This window comes from Clostridium amylolyticum (genome assembly GCF_900142075.1).
GTDB classification, from domain to species: domain Bacteria; phylum Bacillota; class Clostridia; order Clostridiales; family Clostridiaceae; genus Clostridium_AA; species Clostridium_AA amylolyticum.
Genome location: NZ_FQZO01000001.1, coordinates 131333 through 148137, shown reverse-complemented (window position 1 = coordinate 148137; position 16805 = coordinate 131333). Strand labels below are relative to the sequence as shown.

Annotated in this window: 16 protein-coding genes, 2 tRNA genes and 1 riboswitch; of the genes, 6 read left to right on the top strand and 12 right to left on the bottom strand. The window is 30.4% G+C overall.

Annotated elements, in window-relative coordinates:
• Nucleotides 1–13: 13 nt before the first annotated feature.
• The 6 genes from BUA82_RS00755 to BUA82_RS00730 form a co-directional block, all read right to left on the bottom strand.
• The gene (locus tag BUA82_RS00755) at nt 14–1297 is read right to left on the bottom strand and encodes a CapA family protein (protein ID WP_073003824.1); all 1284 of its coding nucleotides are present in this window, start codon (nt 1295–1297) and stop codon (nt 14–16) included.
• 129 nt (nt 1298–1426) lie between these two features.
• The gene (locus BUA82_RS00750) at nt 1427–4201 is read right to left on the bottom strand and encodes an ATP-binding protein (RefSeq protein ID WP_073003823.1); all 2775 of its coding nucleotides are present in this window, start codon (nt 4199–4201) and stop codon (nt 1427–1429) included.
• Nucleotides 4198–5322, bottom strand: coding sequence for a metallophosphoesterase family protein (locus tag BUA82_RS00745; RefSeq protein ID WP_073003822.1), 1125 nt, complete (start codon nt 5320–5322; stop codon nt 4198–4200). The genes BUA82_RS00750 and BUA82_RS00745 overlap by 4 nt, the downstream gene beginning before the upstream one ends.
• Before the next feature lie 198 nt (nt 5323–5520).
• Nucleotides 5521–5706, bottom strand: a complete 186-nt coding sequence (locus BUA82_RS00740) for an alpha/beta-type small acid-soluble spore protein (RefSeq protein ID WP_073003821.1) — start codon at nt 5704–5706, stop codon at nt 5521–5523.
• A 153-nt stretch (nt 5707–5859) separates the two neighbouring features.
• Nucleotides 5860–7044, bottom strand: coding sequence for a Y-family DNA polymerase (locus tag BUA82_RS00735; RefSeq protein ID WP_073003820.1), 1185 nt, complete (start codon nt 7042–7044; stop codon nt 5860–5862).
• 114 nt (nt 7045–7158) lie between these two features.
• Nucleotides 7159–7686 carry a type 1 glutamine amidotransferase domain-containing protein gene (locus BUA82_RS00730; RefSeq protein WP_073003819.1) on the bottom strand — a complete coding sequence of 176 codons (528 nt, stop codon included), beginning with the start codon at nt 7684–7686 and terminating at the stop codon, nt 7159–7161.
• A 230-nt stretch (nt 7687–7916) separates the two neighbouring features.
• Here BUA82_RS00730 and BUA82_RS00725 point away from each other — a divergent pair, with 230 nt between their 5' ends.
• Complete coding sequence (locus BUA82_RS00725; RefSeq protein WP_073003818.1) at nt 7917–8333, top strand: DUF2871 domain-containing protein; 417 nt, start codon at nt 7917–7919, stop codon at nt 8331–8333.
• Between the two features lie 349 nt (nt 8334–8682).
• Nucleotides 8683–9075: a hypothetical protein gene (locus BUA82_RS00720; RefSeq protein WP_073003817.1), complete on the top strand. Its 393-nt coding sequence runs from the start codon at nt 8683–8685 to the stop codon at nt 9073–9075.
• 232 nt (nt 9076–9307) lie between these two features.
• On the opposite strand, the gene BUA82_RS00715 is transcribed toward BUA82_RS00720, so the two are convergent.
• Together BUA82_RS00715 and BUA82_RS00710 are read right to left on the bottom strand one after the other, a co-directional pair.
• Nucleotides 9308–9382, bottom strand: a tRNA-Trp gene (locus BUA82_RS00715).
• A gap of 22 nt (nt 9383–9404) precedes the next feature.
• Nucleotides 9405–9480 (bottom strand) — tRNA-Trp (locus BUA82_RS00710).
• A gap of 371 nt (nt 9481–9851) precedes the next feature.
• On the opposite strand from BUA82_RS00710, the gene BUA82_RS00705 reads away from it, so the two are divergent.
• Nucleotides 9852–10052: a hypothetical protein gene (locus BUA82_RS00705; RefSeq protein ID WP_073003816.1), complete on the top strand. Its 201-nt coding sequence runs from the start codon at nt 9852–9854 to the stop codon at nt 10050–10052.
• A 145-nt stretch (nt 10053–10197) separates the two neighbouring features.
• Here the strand turns inward: BUA82_RS00705 and BUA82_RS00700 are convergent, their stop codons facing one another.
• On the bottom strand, nt 10198–10818 hold the full coding sequence (locus tag BUA82_RS00700; RefSeq protein ID WP_073003815.1) for a CBS domain-containing protein: 621 nt from the start codon (nt 10816–10818) through the stop codon (nt 10198–10200).
• 84 nt (nt 10819–10902) lie between these two features.
• Complete coding sequence (locus tag BUA82_RS00695; protein WP_073003814.1) at nt 10903–11820, bottom strand: metal ABC transporter substrate-binding protein; 918 nt, start codon at nt 11818–11820, stop codon at nt 10903–10905.
• A gap of 199 nt (nt 11821–12019) precedes the next feature.
• Here BUA82_RS00695 and tsaE point away from each other — a divergent pair, with 199 nt between their 5' ends.
• From tsaE to rimI, 3 genes are read left to right on the top strand one after another with little or no spacing between them, the layout of a single operon-like run.
• Nucleotides 12020–12481, top strand: a complete 462-nt coding sequence (gene tsaE, locus BUA82_RS00690) for a tRNA (adenosine(37)-N6)-threonylcarbamoyltransferase complex ATPase subunit type 1 TsaE (protein WP_073003813.1) — start codon at nt 12020–12022, stop codon at nt 12479–12481.
• Nucleotides 12478–13179, top strand: coding sequence for a tRNA (adenosine(37)-N6)-threonylcarbamoyltransferase complex dimerization subunit type 1 TsaB (tsaB, locus tag BUA82_RS00685; RefSeq protein ID WP_073003812.1), 702 nt, complete (start codon nt 12478–12480; stop codon nt 13177–13179). Before tsaE ends, tsaB begins: the two co-directional genes overlap by 4 nt.
• 2 nt (nt 13180–13181) lie before the next feature.
• Nucleotides 13182–13625, top strand: a complete 444-nt coding sequence (rimI, locus tag BUA82_RS00680; protein ID WP_073003811.1) for a ribosomal protein S18-alanine N-acetyltransferase — start codon at nt 13182–13184, stop codon at nt 13623–13625.
• Nucleotides 13626–13691: 66 nt separating this feature from the next.
• Here the strand turns inward: rimI and BUA82_RS00675 are convergent, their stop codons facing one another.
• Both BUA82_RS00675 and BUA82_RS00670 read right to left on the bottom strand, forming a co-directional pair.
• Entirely contained in the window at nt 13692–14273 is a 582-nt protein-coding gene (locus BUA82_RS00675) for an ECF transporter S component (protein ID WP_073003810.1), read from the bottom strand.
• Between the two features lie 139 nt (nt 14274–14412).
• Nucleotides 14413–14527: riboswitch (FMN riboswitch) on the bottom strand.
• A gap of 73 nt (nt 14528–14600) precedes the next feature.
• Complete coding sequence (locus BUA82_RS00670) at nt 14601–16757, bottom strand: Tex family protein (protein ID WP_073003809.1); 2157 nt, start codon at nt 16755–16757, stop codon at nt 14601–14603.
• Between the last annotated feature and the right edge of the window lie 48 nt (nt 16758–16805).

The following is a 16805-nucleotide window of genomic DNA, read 5'->3' as shown; positions in this document are numbered from 1 at the left end:
GAAGCTTCTCTTATTATTTTGTACTTTTAAATACCGCTTTTGTGTCCATAGAATTCATAAGTTTGTCCACACTATCTTTACAATAACTTATTCTTTCTATATCCTTGGAATTTATATTTTTAAATACCCCTTTATCCTTTAAAGCTTCCTCCGCAGGTATAACCTCATATATAAGTTTAGGTGAATTTTTTAGGTTAACCCAAGTGGGAATATAGCTTGCTTCTATAATCTCTCTTTTGCCATTTTTATAACGCCTTAAGGTGGCATTGCCAATAATCCCTTGTTCAGAATACACATTATTTATAGTTTCAATTCTTTGAGAGGATATAAAATTACCTTGTGAATAAAATACAAAAGTTTCATTATTACCCTCACTTATATATTCTGCTGGTTGTAGTACATGTGGATGTCCACCAAAAATTACATCTACCCCTAGTTCGCATAACTTTCTTGCCATTTTCTTTTGCCCATCATTGGGCTTTCTCTCATATTCATTCCCCCAGTGCATAAACACGATGAGTAGTTCTGCACCTTGAGATTTTGTTTCCATCACCAATTTTTCAGCTTTTTTATAAGCTTCTGTCATATCGCTATAATCTACGGAATCAATTAGGTTATTAAGTTTTTTAGGAATAGGTATTCCATTAAGGGTTCTAGTACCATCCTTAAGCTTGCTCTCATATCCAATATTTATTAAGCCTACTTTTACCCCTTTAATATCCTTAATAACATAACTTTTTTCCTCTTCTGACCTTTTAACACCAATAATATCTAATCCCTTATTTCTTACTGTATCTATGGTTCTATAATAGCCTTTTTCGCCCTTGTCCAGTCTATGATTATTAGAGGCTGTCAATATATCCACTCCACATTCCTTTAAAGCATCTACTATGCTATCAGGAGAATTAAAGGTAGGATAACCGGAGTAACCAGCTTCTTGTCCTGAAAGAGTAGTTTCTAAATTTGCTATAGTTATATCAGCCTTCTCTAGTAGGGGCTTAACATACTTAAACTGCTCATTAAAATTATAACTTTTATTCTTTTCATCATAAGCGCTTTTATAAATTCCACTATGAATCAAAATGTCTCCTACAGAGGATATGGTTATATCCACATAATCAGGTTCCTTTGATGCAGGGCTTTCCGTTAGATGGTTTTCTTTAGATGTAGTTTCATTTTCCTGAGCTATAGGCAGTGAATCCTTAGGGATATTTTTATCCTTTATAGCAGTCCCACATCCTAAGAAACTTATGAACACCCATAGACATACTAAAATTCTTACAATTCTTCTTTTCATAATGTACACTTCCTTTATATGGACTAGCATTTATACATTATATCCACATAAAGGAATTTTTAGTCCTAAAAAATAGCTTGATATAAAATCAAGCTATTTTTATTTAATCATTAGATTTATTACGTTAAATTATAGATTTATTACATTAACATTGGAAACATTCTTTAACATTTCCACTTCTCTCTTTTGACAAGTAAATAAAATAATCTGCTTATGTTCAGATAATAATACTAAAAACTCTAAAACATTCTTAAGCCTTAAATCATCATATTGTACAAAAGCATCATCCAGGATTATAGGTACAACTTTTTCTCCAAAAATTAAATGAATAATGCCTAGCCTTAAGGATAAATATATCTGATCAAAAGTTCCGCTGCTTAGATAATCTGCATTGAAAAGAAGATTTTCTTCTTTATCTCTTAGGGTTAGACTATAATCTTCAGATACTTTTATTTCACTATATTTATCTTTGGTTATAGCCTTGAATACCTTGGTTACTTGGTGGTTTAAAAGAGGTCCAAAACTTTTTTGAATTTCTTTAAAACTTTCCATTAAAGTATCTAATGCTATTTCAATGACTTTTACTTTCTTTTCTAGCTCCTCTATTAGCTCTTTAGTTGTGTGTATATTTTCTTCGATAATCCACACTGGGGACACCTTATAAAAAATGTTCTTTAAAAAGTTTTCCAAATCTTTAATGTCTTTTTCCACACTAATATTTTCAGAGTTAAGATTCTTTAAAGCCTCATCTATTTCTTCTTCACTTTTATATTCTATATTTAAGTTTTCTAAGGATATATCTCCTATTTCATCTTTTAAGCTTTCTATATCCCTATCTTTTAATAAAGCTTTATAAGTATTGTTTATAGCTTTAAACTCACTTTCCACATCTTTAAGTTTTTTAAGCTTATCTGAAAGATTTTGTATTTCTATAGAAAATCTATCTAAAGGGATATTGTGCATATTGATAGCTTGTAGTCTTTTCCTAATAAGCTTTTCTTTATTCTCACCTTCTTCTATAAGTGAATTTATAGAATTTTCATGATTTAGTATTTCTCTTTTAAGCATATCTGACTCAATATTAATATCTTTAAACACATTATATTTTCCTAGAAAGTCTTCAATGGAATGGGAATCAGTAATTTTAAATAAGGTGTTTAGAATCCTTTCATTGTCTTCTCTTTGTGCTATAAGTTCATTATATCTACGCTCATTAATATTTTTACTTCTATCCTCTATTTTAATATTTACTATTTCTATCTTTTTGCATAGCTCTTCGTATTTTTTTAGCCCTTTAATAAACTCTGGATAATTTGTAATCTCTAGTTCTTTCATTAAATCATCAATTTTATTTTCCAATTCATTTATCTGTGCTTCTAGAACTTTCAATTCTCTATCTTCATTTTCTAAGATTTTCATACTATTTTTTATATCATTGAGCTTCTTTGATCTAATTAGAAAAAACACCATAGCAATAAAACATAAGCTTAAAATTGTATACTTTATCAATTTATTAGGAATATTAATAATATCTACAGCGGTAAAAATAGTTATAAGAAGTGCTATAACCAAAATCACATAATTAACTAGAACCTTTGTTGAAAGCGTATTTGAAGCTCTAGGCTTATTTATATTGCCGTAAGTTTCAACTTTTGCCTTTAACTCCTTTAGCTTTTCCTCATAGTTAATTAGCAATCTATCACATTCCTGTTTTTTACCATCAAGTTTTATAAAAGTCCCCATGTCATTTCTATATTTTATTATTTCATCATTTAACTTTTCTACTTCTTTATTTGCTTCTTCTAAAGTCTTTATTTCTAAATCAATTTTATTATTTTCCCACTGTAGGTTTCTCACTTTACTTTCAGTATCATCACCTAACTCAATAAAGCCCTGGTATCTATGATTTATTTCTTTTATTTTATCTTCATATAATTCTTTTATGGCCTTAAGTTCTTCTTTTCTTTCTGCTAGAAGTTCTTTAAGTTGTATATATGCTGCATATTCTTCTTTCAGCGTAGAAATATATAAATCATCTATTACTCCCTCTGTAAAGTTAAGACCTTCTTGAACCTGTTGTTTTTCAGCCTTTAAGCTTTCACTTTTACTAAGATATTCCACCAGTTCTTTGTATTCTTTATGAATCTTAGTCTTTTTCATATGTTTTTTATATAATTCCAATTTTTTTAATTCTTTTTCTAAGCTGCTCCTCTTTTCATATAATTCATTAAGTTTAAGCTGACTCTCAATATTTTCTTCCCCTAATCTTAGTGAATTATTATACTCTTCATAAAGCTTAGACAGCTTTTCTTTTATTAAGTCTAGTTCTCCGGTTTTTCTTGCGTTGGTTATTTGCTTTTTAGTATCCATAAGAACATTGTAAGCCTTATCAAAGGATATATCTTCTTCACCGGTTTCCTGGAGGTTGGATATTTTTTGAATTATTTCATCTTCTTTTCCCTTGGTTATAGATGAATTAAGCTGCTTTATATTTAGGGTTTTTTCAAAGCCATCTTCACTTAAATCTAAAAGATAATTTCCCGGGGTATAATCATTTAAATAATCTATAGCATTGCCTGTTAAAGCTTCATAAGCTGAAATACTATCTTCTTTTTTAGTAGCTCCAAAGCTTCTATGAAGTATGAAGGTATTATCTTGCATTTTAATGGTTAATTCTCCTGAAGGCTTATCCCCTGTCCAAGGAGTATATCTTAATCTATCATTAGTTTTTATATCCTTAGTTCTTTTTCCTGAAAACCCATAAAACATGGTTTTAATAAAGGCTTGAATGGTACTTTTTCCTTTTTCATTTTCTCCATATATTACATTAATTCCTGGGATAAAATTAATTTCTTCATTTTTTAATTTTCCAAAACTTTTTATATTTATTTTTTTAATGATCATTTTATTTTTATTTCACCCCCTGAGAGAGCTTGAAATCCTAGCTTTAATGCCTCTTCATAAAGAATCTTATAATCTTCATCAGTTTCTTCCTTAATGTTTTGTAATAGCTTTTTTGCATAGATTCCTTTTAGAGTAAATTTATCTGATATACTTTCTAAATCTATCTTTATAGTAGTGTTATCTATAAGCTTCACATAATAAAAAATTTTATCTAACTTGTTGTGAAGTATACCTTTATTTAGTAAAAAATATTCATCTATTTCTCCTTTTAATATTATTTTAAAAAGATTATTCTCTCCATATTCTCTAAGGGTATTTAATATGGTATCTACTATATACTCATAATTATCAGCACCAGTAATATCTATTTCACTTACATAGTATTTTCTTTTCTGTATAGGATAAAAAGCTAAATTTACTCTACCTTTAGAAACTTCTCCCATTATTATTCCCTTTTCTGAAGTTTCATCAAAGCCTCTTCCTTCCGGATTTCCACTATAAGCATAATGAGTATCCCTTTCCCTTAATATCCCTGAAAAGCTATGTCTATGTCCTAGGGCTAAATAATCCATATTACTTTCACCTATTTCTTGTAGGGTAAATGGGTTATAGTCATTGTTTCCGTTAGAGCTAATATCTCCATGCATAACCATGATATTTATATGATTTTTATCTGAGGCTTTAATGCCTTTTAGTAGAGATGTTCTTTCATGAATCTTTGAAAAGCCTATACCATGTACTACGGTATTTAATTCTTCAATTTCAACTGCCTCGTATTCCTCTTTAAATATATGAACATTATCAGGCCATTTAACCAGATTATAAAAGGACTTGTTATTATAAGGATCATGATTTCCAGGAGAAATAAATATTTTGATATCCTTTGCTTCGTTAAATTTCTTAATCATATAATCTAAAGTAGTCTTCATCACTGTAGTATTATCAAACAAATCCCCTGCTGCTAATATAATATCAACTTTACTTTCTATAGCTTTATCAATGATTTTTCCAAAAGTTTCCCTTAAATCTTCTTTTCTTTCCTCTGCTATAGAAACAGATAAGTCACTAAAGGGGGTATCAAAATGTATATCTGCAAAATGTAATATTTTTATCTTATCCATATAAATCTTCCTTCCAAAACGAACCTTTGTTCCCATTTTAACATAATTTTAAGAATTAAAAAAGAGGCACATTAAGTGCCTCTCCATTTAGTACGAGCCTATGCTTTCTGGAGGTACATCCATAACCATAATCACTGCCTCACTTTCTTGAAGCTAAATTACAGCTTTGAATTTACTACTGAAAGTACAAGTAATTTCCTATTTTAACTTGCTCTCGTACTCGTGTACCATACGTTTTACCATTTCTCCACCTACAGAACCACATTGTCTAGAGGTAAGATCTCCATTGTAATCGCTGAAAGGAACTCCAAGTTCTTTTGCAACCTCATTTCTAAAGTTACGAAGTCCTTCTCTTGATTCGGGAACTAGCACTCTATTTGCCATTGCCTATTCCTCCTTTGGTTTTGATTTGGTAAATTTGTAAGCTTCTGAGGTTTTCATCTCTTTGGCTTACACTATTATATTAACCCGATTCACAATTAATAAACTCATTAATTTTATGCATATTAGCCATACTTTAATGTAATTTCCATTTTTTTATTTATCATTTAAAGATGATAATCTATTTATAACTTCTTTTCCATACTTATCTTGAATGGCATCCATAACCTTATCTATCTTTTGATTTTTTATATTGTTATTAGAATTATGAAAAAAGCTGGTTTGTTCTATTACCTCATCACATAGGTTAGAAAGGGAAATTCCTAGAAGCCTTATGGGTTCATACTGCCATTTATTTTGAAAAAGTTCTGCAACTATATCATATATTACCTTAGTGGAATTGGTGGCTGTTTTAAGCTTTTTTTGATGGGAATAATTTATAAAGTCTGAGGTCCTAATGTGCACTGAAACCGTAGTGCAATACTTATTCATGTCTCTTAATCTTCTACATAGCTTTTCTGCTATTTCCATTAACACCTTATTGGCTTCTGCCTTACTTTGAACATCTGTAGGTAAAGTAACGGAATTACTTATTATCTTAGCCTCTTCTTCAGAATAATTTACTTCAGCTTCTCCCATACCATTAGCATATTTCCATATCATTTCTCCATAACTTTTGAATTTTTGTTTAAGTAGTGTTACATCATAATTAGCTAAGTCTCCTATAGTAAATATATACATATTATTTAACCTAGTTTCTGCTTTTTTACCTACCATGAAAAGTTCTCCTACAGGTAAAGGCCATAATTTTTGTTTTATTTCTTCTGGAAAAAGAGTATGTATTTTATCAGGCTTTTCAAATTCCGAAGCCATTTTTGCCAAAAGTTTATTATTAGATATTCCTACATTCACTGTAAAACCTAACTCTTTTTTTATTTTTTCTTTTATTTCAAAGGCAAGAGCATAAGGATTGTTTCCTACAATGTTAGTAACATCAAGAAAGCTTTCATCGATAGAATATTTTTCAATAATGTGAGTATACTCACTAAATATCCTTATGACCTCCTGACTATAGTATCTATAAATACTGAAATCTGAAGGGTATAATTTGAGCTCTGGGCATTTTTTCTTTGCAGTAAATATGCTTTCTCCAGTAACTACTCCAAACTTCTTGGCCGGATTAGACTTTGCTAGAATAACTCCTCTTCTAGAAGCTTCATCTCCTCCAATAGCAGAGGGAATGGTTCTTATATCTATTTTTTCCCCTTGCTGAAGCTTATATACAGCACTCCAAGAAAGGAATGCGTTGTTAACATCGATATGAAATATTATTTTATTCATAAAATCAATCATTCCTTCTTAATATAAATACATTTATATTATAGCAAATATAAATGACCTATGAAATAACATAGGTCATTTAAGCTTTTTCTTTAAATATTTAGATCAGGTAATTTATACACTAGTATTATTTAGCACTTCTATATACTTTTTTGTATAAGCAGGTAAATCTGCAGGAGTTCTGCTGGATACTAAATTTTCATCCACCACTACCTCTTCATCCACCCACTGTGCACCTGCGTTCACCATGTCGTCTTTTATGGCTTTTACGCTAGTTACCTTTCTCCCATTCAAAATTCCAGCAGACACAGTAACCTGTCCAGCATGACAAATCTGTCCTATGGGCTTATTCATATCATCCATATTTTTAACTAAATATAAAGCTTCTTCTATAACTCTCAATTTGTCTGGTGCATAACCTCCAGGTATCAAAACGCCATCATAATCTTTTGCAACCAACTCATTAAAAGCTAAATCCGTAGTTGCAGGAACTCCATTTTTGCCCTTATACACCTTATTAGCTTCTTTTCCTACCAACTTAACTTCTATGCCTTCTTCTCTAAGCCTCAGTACAGGATACCACAATTCGAGATCTTCAAAAAGCTCAGCTACAAAGCAAAGTATTTTCTTATTTTCTTTCATGTTAATCCTCCTTTAAACGTTTTACTTAAGCTTACCAAAAGTATCTATACACTTTATGAACTTATAATTAATATATTATAAATATATTATTCAATTTTTTTAAAATGCTCTTATAAATCTCTGCTAATAAAATTATATAAATATAACTACTTTCTATTGAAGTAATTTAATAATTATCTTATAATAATAATTATTAAATATCTATTATGAAAATGAAAGGAATTGTTATTATGAAAAAACTTTACAATGCATCTTTTTTATATCTAATTATTGGATTATCTGTGGGGGTATTTTTTAGAGAGTATACTAAGTTAAATGGTTTTACAGGTATTACAGCACTAAAAACTGTACATCCTCATTTATTAACTTTAGGATTTTTATTCTTTTTTATATTAACTCTAGCATCTAAAAGCTTAAAATTCTATGAAAGTAAGAATTTTAATAAATGGTATATTGTTTATAACATAGGTTTAATTTGGACAGGCGCTACCATGTTGGTAAGAGGTATTCTTCAAGTAAATGGTGCAGACTTCAAAGGCCTCAATCACATCGCTGGCACTGGCCACTTAGTTCTAGGTGTAGCACTTATATGGTTTATGATAATATTAAAAGATTCCTTAGGATTTTCTAAAGGAAAATCACAATAAAAAAATTATAAAAAGCTCATCCACTATTTTAAACTGCGGATGAGCTTTTTATCAGCATATTTTTCCTAAGCCTATATTTATTTAATAAAATATAACTCTATTATTATATTTTCAATTCTTCTGTATGTTATTTTCGAACTCTCGCCGTTTTAAATAATTCCTTATATTCATTTTAAAACGTTGAAATTTTTGTATCTACAACATTATACTAATCTTCCTTCTATATTTTTGGGTTTCATGGTATAATATTAATATATTTACAAATACTGTAACGAAATTATACGAGTAATATTATAACGATTTTCCTATAACATTAATGAATTAAAAAATGGGAGGAGTTTCTAGTAAAATGAAAGGAAAAAAAATCTTAAAATTTATTTTATACTTTATAATTCTACTTTCAGCTTCTTTAAATTTATATTTTCTAATACCGCATAAGGTTTCAGAGTCCATTTCAACAGGAAGTTATTTATCAACAGATGCCAGTAATGGAAAAGTATATAGACTTTCAATCATGCAGGATAATAAAGTACTTCTTTATGGCCCGAAAGATGATTTATTAGAAGGTAAATTAGAATTCGTTGAAAAAGAAAATTGTTACCTAATAAAAACTGATTCCAACATATACCAGGTTATCGCAAGTGATGATACTATATTCTTACCAATCATTGAAAATGAAAGAATCATCAGTAAATTATTTAAAAAAGTACATGACCCGTTACCTAATGCAAGCCTTGATTAACATATAGTATGATTAAGAATTTATCCAGGATTTAGTACTCCTTATACTAACAATTGAATAAATTGGGTATTAGGAGCGGTTAGCTATGGGATAAATAATGCAGATGCTTATGCTTCAAATGTTCATGATTTATTATTGATTTATAACGCTGTTCACAGAATCCATTTTTGAAATTATATTTTAAATAATTAAAACAAAAGTCACTAGAAAATCTTTCTAGTGACTTTTATTTTGGCAGGGGCAGTAGGATTTGAACCCACAACCAATGGTTTTGGAGACCACTACTCTACCGTTGAGCCATACCCCTATATTTGTTTATATCCATTGTTTGGCAGGGGCAGCAGGAATCGAACCCGCAACCAACGGTTTTGGAGACCGCTACTCTACCAATTGAGCTATACCCCTTCACATGGACAATAACTATTCTATAACAGATTCAAAAAAATATCAATAGTAATTTTACAGTTAGTTTAAAAATCTTAATGGTAAAGTAAATACCACAGTAAAAATTAAAGAATAATTTAGAATATAAAATGCAGGATGAAAAACCGTTAAAACTAAGAGCTTTATTGTACAAAGCAATGTACCTTATAATTATATAGTATGATGAAGGAGTTTAAAAATTGACAACCAATATTTATATAAAAGATAATGGTATACTTATTTTTTTAAGACATCAATTAAATTGGAATTAATGTTATAATTAACATATAAATTTGCTGTAATTTAGTATTAACTTATATTTATATTCCAATAATCGGGAGGAGAATGTGTTAATGAAGAAAATAATGCCATGCCTATTATTTATTACTATAGGTATGATTTGCTTTTACTTTGCATTTCAAGATAATACCAACGCAACATTAGGCATACCACTAACAATAATTGGTGCAATATCTTTCGGTATAGGGATTTATAAAAGTTGGCGTAATAAAATTCTTTCCTCTGTACTGGATTTATTTCATTTCTGGCCATAACATAATAAGTGATTTAGCATCAAGGTAATCTAAAAAGTAATTAAGGGAAGCCAAAACGGCTTCCCTTAATTACTTATATATTTTAAATTATATTTGTACGTTTTTCTGATTCTTTCCATCAGAAAAACTTCCTTCATTCTAAATTCTAAATTATCTTAAATCCTGCAGCCCTTACTTCTTCTTCGATTTTGTCAATTTTGTCTGTTTTCATCCTTACTACTATTTCCTTAACCTCTGTAACACTTTCAGGATCTACAGCCACAAAACTTATTATGTCAGCATTATTTTCAGTAAGTATTCTAGCAAGCTTGGATATCTGTCCAGGAACATCAAAAGCGATTACTGCTAATCTTTTCCCTTTATTTAATCCAAACACTTGAGTGTATTGTTGAAATACTGCCTTATGTGTTAAAATTCCTTTAAAATCTTCAAACTCGTCCACTACAGCAACGAAAGGAATTTTCTGTGATTCTAAAAGTACAACAGCATTTTCTACCTCTTTCCAAGTTTCTATAGTAGGTATGTCCTTCCTAAGAAGCTGCTCCACAGTAAAGTCTTCTAAAACAGACTTCTTGTCTTCACCTTTTTCAAAGTAGAAAGAGTAAATTTTTTCTTTAGATATCGCCCCATAAAACTTCTGTCCATCCACCACTGGTAATGATAAATAACCCTTTTCATTTAAAAGCTCTAAAGCCTTTTTAATGGATACTTCTGGGGTTACAGTGGTAAGATTTTCTTTAGAAACCATTATTGATTTTACCAGCATATAATAGCCCTCCTTTGGTTTTATCCTTTTATATAAGTTAATTATACAATTAATTATTTTATTTATGCTATATTTAAATTAATTTTATTTATTATTTATTATGTTCTGTAAATTTTTAATAAGCTCATCAAGTAAATAGCTATATTCCATATCTCCATTAATACCTGGTGCTTTTAGCGGTTTCATGGAATACTTTAAAATTAAAGGTTCATATAGTTCTTTTTCCGCATCCTCAGTATAAAAAAACAGAATTTTTCCTTTTTTATCCTTAACCTTATCATCAAACTTCTTTACTTCCTCTTCATTTTTTAGAACATCATTTAGCTTTATTGATTTTAATCCTAGGTACTCTATAAGATAATCTGAATTATCATTAGGAAGGGCTACATAAAATTCCTTCAGTTCATCAGCTAAACTTTTAAGCTTGTCTGCTTTTTCATCTACCATCTTAATTTTATTATTAAAGTTTTGTTCGTAAAATTGTCTATTCTTAGGATCTTTATCCTGTACTGCATTTTTAATATTTAGCAGAGCTATCTTATAGTTATCTATACTCATAAAGTAATATGGGTTTTCTTTTATTTCCTTATTTCCGTAGGTTTTACTTTTAGTGAGATTTAAAATTTTCACCCCACGAGATGCATTTATCATTCCTACCTTGCTCTTTTTTATGTTGTCATTGAAAGCTGGTACCCAGGGTTCATAATTGCTGCCCATATATATAAATAGATCCTTCTTAGCTATATTGTTTAAACTGTCATCGCTATAAACAAAGCTCCAAAGAGATTTTTCATCCTTAAACATATAATCCACATTATGTTTATCTCCAATGATATCCTTTACCATATAATATAAGGACTTATTTGTAGTAGTAATATTTAAGACTGTATCTCTTTCTTCAGATATAGGGGTATTGGGTTCGTTTATCTTAGGTGTATTACAACCTATAGCAGTTAAAATTATAGTAACTATCAAAATAATAACTGCATTTTGTTTTTTCATGAAATCCACCTCTTTACCAGTACAATTTAGTAAATTTACAAAGTCATTATTCTTATTTTATCTTATTTACATTAATTAATAAACTATTTAATCAATAATTAATATATAATATGGTTTAAATGTCCACTATTACTTTCTTTTTTTTAGTTTATTGGTTAAAATATATACTGTACTTTTCTTTAAAGAAAGGGGTTTAGTAATGAAATTAACAATTAATAACTTAGAAGAAACCCTGCTTTTAGGCAAAAAAATAGGCGAGATGTCAAAACCAGGGGATATTTTTTGTTTAGATGGGGATATCGGTTCTGGTAAAACTCACCTTACCAAGGGTATTGCCCTAGGTTTAGGCATAGAAGAAAATATCACAAGCCCAACCTTTACCATAGTTAATGAATATGATAGTGGAAGAATTAAATTAAACCATTTTGATGTTTATCGGGTAAATGACCCTGATGAAATCTATGCTATTGGTTTTGATGAGTACATATTTTCCTCTGCGGTAAGTGTAATTGAATGGGCTGAATATATAGAAGAATTAATACCTAAAGACTATGTTCATATTAGTATAAATAAAGTGCCGGATGAGGGGGAAAATTACAGGATAATTAATATCACCCCTCACGGTGATAGATATGACTATATAAAGGAGCTGGAACTATGAAAGTATTAAGTATAGAATCTTCTGGAGAAACTGCCTCTGTAGCATTGGTTTCTGAAGAAGGTACCTTAGGAGAGTTTAATCTTAATTATAAAAAGCAGCATTCTGTGTTATTGATGCCTATGCTCCAAACCCTCCTTAAGGATTTAAATATATCCATAGAAGAAATAGATGGCTTTACTGTTTCCAAAGGACCGGGTTCTTTTACTGGACTTAGAATAGGTATGGCTACTGTAAAGGGACTTTCCATGGGTAGTGGTAAACCCTGCGTATCAGTATCCTCTTTAGATGCCTTAGCATACAATATATTCACCCAGTCAGGAATTATATGTTCCATGATGGATGCCTTAAGAAACAATGTTTACTCTTGCATCTATACCTATGAAAATGGTGAATTAAAGCCTTTAACTGAATATATGGCATTATCCTTGGAAGAACTGGTGGAAATACTTACAAAATATAATGAAAAAATACATTTTGTTGGCGACGGTGCTTTATTGCACAGTGATTATTTAAAAGCAAATTTCAAAGATTCTATCTTTGCTCCAAAACACCTAAACTTTCCTAGAGCTTCTGCTTTAGGTGAACTTGGTTTAAAAGAATTATTAAAAGGTAATCATGATTCTTTAAATATTTCTGCTCCAATATACTTAAGAAAGCCTCAAGCAGAACGAGAATATGATAAAAAGATGGGGAAATAAAAATGCAGGAATATGAAATTCTTCCAATGAAGGAAGAGCATCTTCAAGATGTACTCTTAATAAGTAATGTAAGTTTTCCTATAGCCTGGAGCAGGGATTCCTTTGAAAAAGAACTATTAAATATGTTTGCAAAGTATTTTGTAGCTGTAAAAGATGGTAGTGTTTTAGGCTATGGAGGCATGTGGATAATAATAGACGAAGCACATATAACTAATATCGCTGTACATCCGGATTATAGAGGTACAGGTATAGGTGATAGCATACTGAAAGCTATGATAAAGCAGTGTCAATATCAACTGGTTACCGCTATGACCTTAGAGGTTAGAAGCTCTAACGAACCTGCTAAGAATCTCTATAAAAAATATGGCTTTAAAGAAGAAGGAATACGTAAAGCATATTACGAAGACAATCATGAAGATGCCCTTATAATGTGGAAATACTTTTAGTTTAATAATTTAAATATTTTTATATTTAAATTTAAAAAAGTGGGGATTAAATTAATCCCCACTTTTTTATGCAAGTTTTTTGCTACTTATTAGATTTTCTTTTTGAATTACAGGTGAAACTTTTTTATAAATTGCTAGGGTAGATACAGAAATAATAGCTCCCTTTATCATATTAAATGGTATTATACCTGAAATAACATAATTAATAAGCTTGTCTGTTGGCATGTTTTTCATATACAAAGGTATAAGTATAAAGTAGTTTGCTAAAACTCCAAAAAATGCCATAGAAACAATAGCTACTAACATGGATACTAATGCACTTTTAAAAGTTCTTCTTCTGTGATAAATAAGAGCTGCCGGATATACAAAAGAAGCTCCTATAATAAAATTCGCAAGATTTCCTACCCCACCGCTTTCTGATCCTCTTATTATAATTATAAGCACATTTTTAAAAGCTTCAATGATTAATCCCGCTGCTGGCCCTAAAGCAAATCCACCTATTAATGCAGGTACATCACTTAAATCAATTTTTAAAAATGGAAAAGCAGGTAAAATTGGAAATTCGAAATACATAAAGATTACTGCAATAGCTGAAAGTACAGCACTTTTCACCAAGAAATTTGTGGTTTTTGAAACATTGTTATTCATTAATAAAACCTCCTAAAGATAATATTAACTCATACCTTCATGGAGAACTGCTGAATTGTTTTAGGCTTTTGTTAGATAATATTTAGAAATAAAAAAGCCCTGATAAATTATCAGGGCGTGAAAAACAATTCAAAAACATTTCTACCTTCTTTCATCCAGACTTTACTGTCGGCCTCGGAGTTTCACCGAATCATGCCTTACGGCTCGCGGGCTTTACCGCCGGTAGGGATTTGCACCCTGCCCTGAAGATAATTGTTATTTATTTATACTTATATTATATTCAAGTTTTAGATAAAATGCAATATAAATATTTGCTATTAAGTTTTATTATTTTTTCATGGAAAGAGATATCCTCTTTCTCTTTTCATCTACTTCTAATACCTTAACCTCTACAATATCACCTACTTTAACGATATCTAAAGGATGTCTTACAAATTTATCTGCCATTTGACTTTTATGCACCAACCCATCTTGATGCACGCCGATGTCTACGAAAGCACCAAAATCTGAAACATTTCTCACTGTTCCCATAAGTATCATTCCTGGTTGAAGCTGAGTTATATCCATAACTCCACTTTTAAAAATAGGCTTTGGTAACTCTTCTCTTGGATCTCTTCCTGGTTTTTTAACTTCTTTTATTATATCTTGCAAGGTAGGTATTCCCATATCTAATTCCTTAGCTAAAGCTTCCATACCTATGGAACTTACTCTCTCATCTATATCTTTAAGTCTGCTTTTTCTTAAATCTTCTTCGCTATATCCAAGCCTTTCCATAAGTGCCTTTGCTTTATCATAGGACTCTGGATGCACAGAAGTATTATCTAAGGGTTCCTTGCCATCTGTAACCCTTAAAAACCCTGCACACTGCTCATAGGCCTTTTGACCAAGCCTTTTAACCTTCAATAGTTCCTTCCTGTTTTTAAACTTACCATTTTCTTCTCTAAATGTAACTATATTTTCAGCTATAGAAGGGCTTATACCAGCTATATAAGATAAAAGCGAAGGTGTGGCTGTATTCAAATCTACCCCTACTGAGTTTACAGCATCTTCCACTACCCCTTTTAAAGACTCATCCAATCTTTTACCTGCCACATCATGCTGATATTGTCCTACTCCTATGGATTTTGGATCAATTTTAACTAACTCTGCTAAAGGATCTTGAAGTCTTCTACCTATAGAAATAGCTCCTCTTATGGTAACATCTAAATCTGGATATTCTTTTTGTGCCAATTCTGAAGCTGAATAAACTGAAGCTCCTGCTTCTGATACTATTACATAGTATATATCCTTATTACATTCCTTTTTAATATCGCTTAACATTTCGCTGATTACTTCTTCTGACTCTCTGCTAGCAGTTCCATTACCTAAAGATATAATGTCCACATTGTATTTGTATATAAGCTCTTTTAAGGTACTTATGGTGCCTTTAATGTCCTTTCTAGGAACTGTGGGATATACAGTAGCCTTATCTAAGTACTTTCCTGTATCATCTAATACCGCTACCTTACAGCCAGTTCTAAATCCAGGGTCATACCCCATAACTCTCTTACCCTTAATAGGAGCTTGCATAAGAAGTGCCTTTAAATTAGCTTTAAATATAACTATGGCTCCTTCTTCACCTTTTTCAGTAAGTTCTGCTCTTATCTCCCTTTCCACAGAAGGATATATTAATCTTTTTAAAGAATCCTTAACGGATTTTTCTATTATATAATCTGTATTTTTGTTTCCTTTAAAGCAATTGGTATTCAAGTAATTAATAATTCTATCTTCATCCACTGTTATTTTAACTGATAATATTTTTTCTTTTTCTCCTCTGTTAATAGCTAGTATTCTGTGGGGAGGTATGCTTCTTACAGGTTCTTTATAATCATAATACATCTCATAAGGAGTGGATTCAGAAGAAGAGCCTTTAGTAAGAACTATTCCTTCTCTTTTTACATAAGCTCTTATCCATTTTCTAAAATCAGCATTATCAGATATCATTTCGCTTATTATGTCCGTTGCCCCGTCTAATGCCTCTGAAGCAGAATTAACTCCTTTTTCTTCATCTATAAACATAGCTGCTTCTTCATTTAAGTCCCTATGTAAATTGCCTTCCCATATGCTTAAAGCTAAAGGTTTTAACCCTTTTTCACAAGCTTGGGTAGCTCTTGTTCTCTTTTTAGGCTTAAAGGGTCTATATATATCTTCTACTTCTGTAATAGTTTCTGAGTTTAGTATGTTATTTTTTATTTCTTCTGTAAGATTACCCTGCTCTTCTATAAGTCGTATAACATCATCTTTTCTCTGCTGTAAGTTTCTTAAATACTCTAATCTTTCACTTAATTTTCTTAATACTTCATCTGTTAATCCACCAGTTTTTTCTTTTCTATATCTGGCGATAAATGGTACTGTATTGCCTTCATCTAGCAATTCTATTACACTATTTACTTGTTTTAATGAAATTTCAAGCTCTTTAGCTAAAACATTCTGTATATTATTCATAAAAGCCTCCTTTATCCTAGTACAATTATTTATTATATAGTTTTTCAC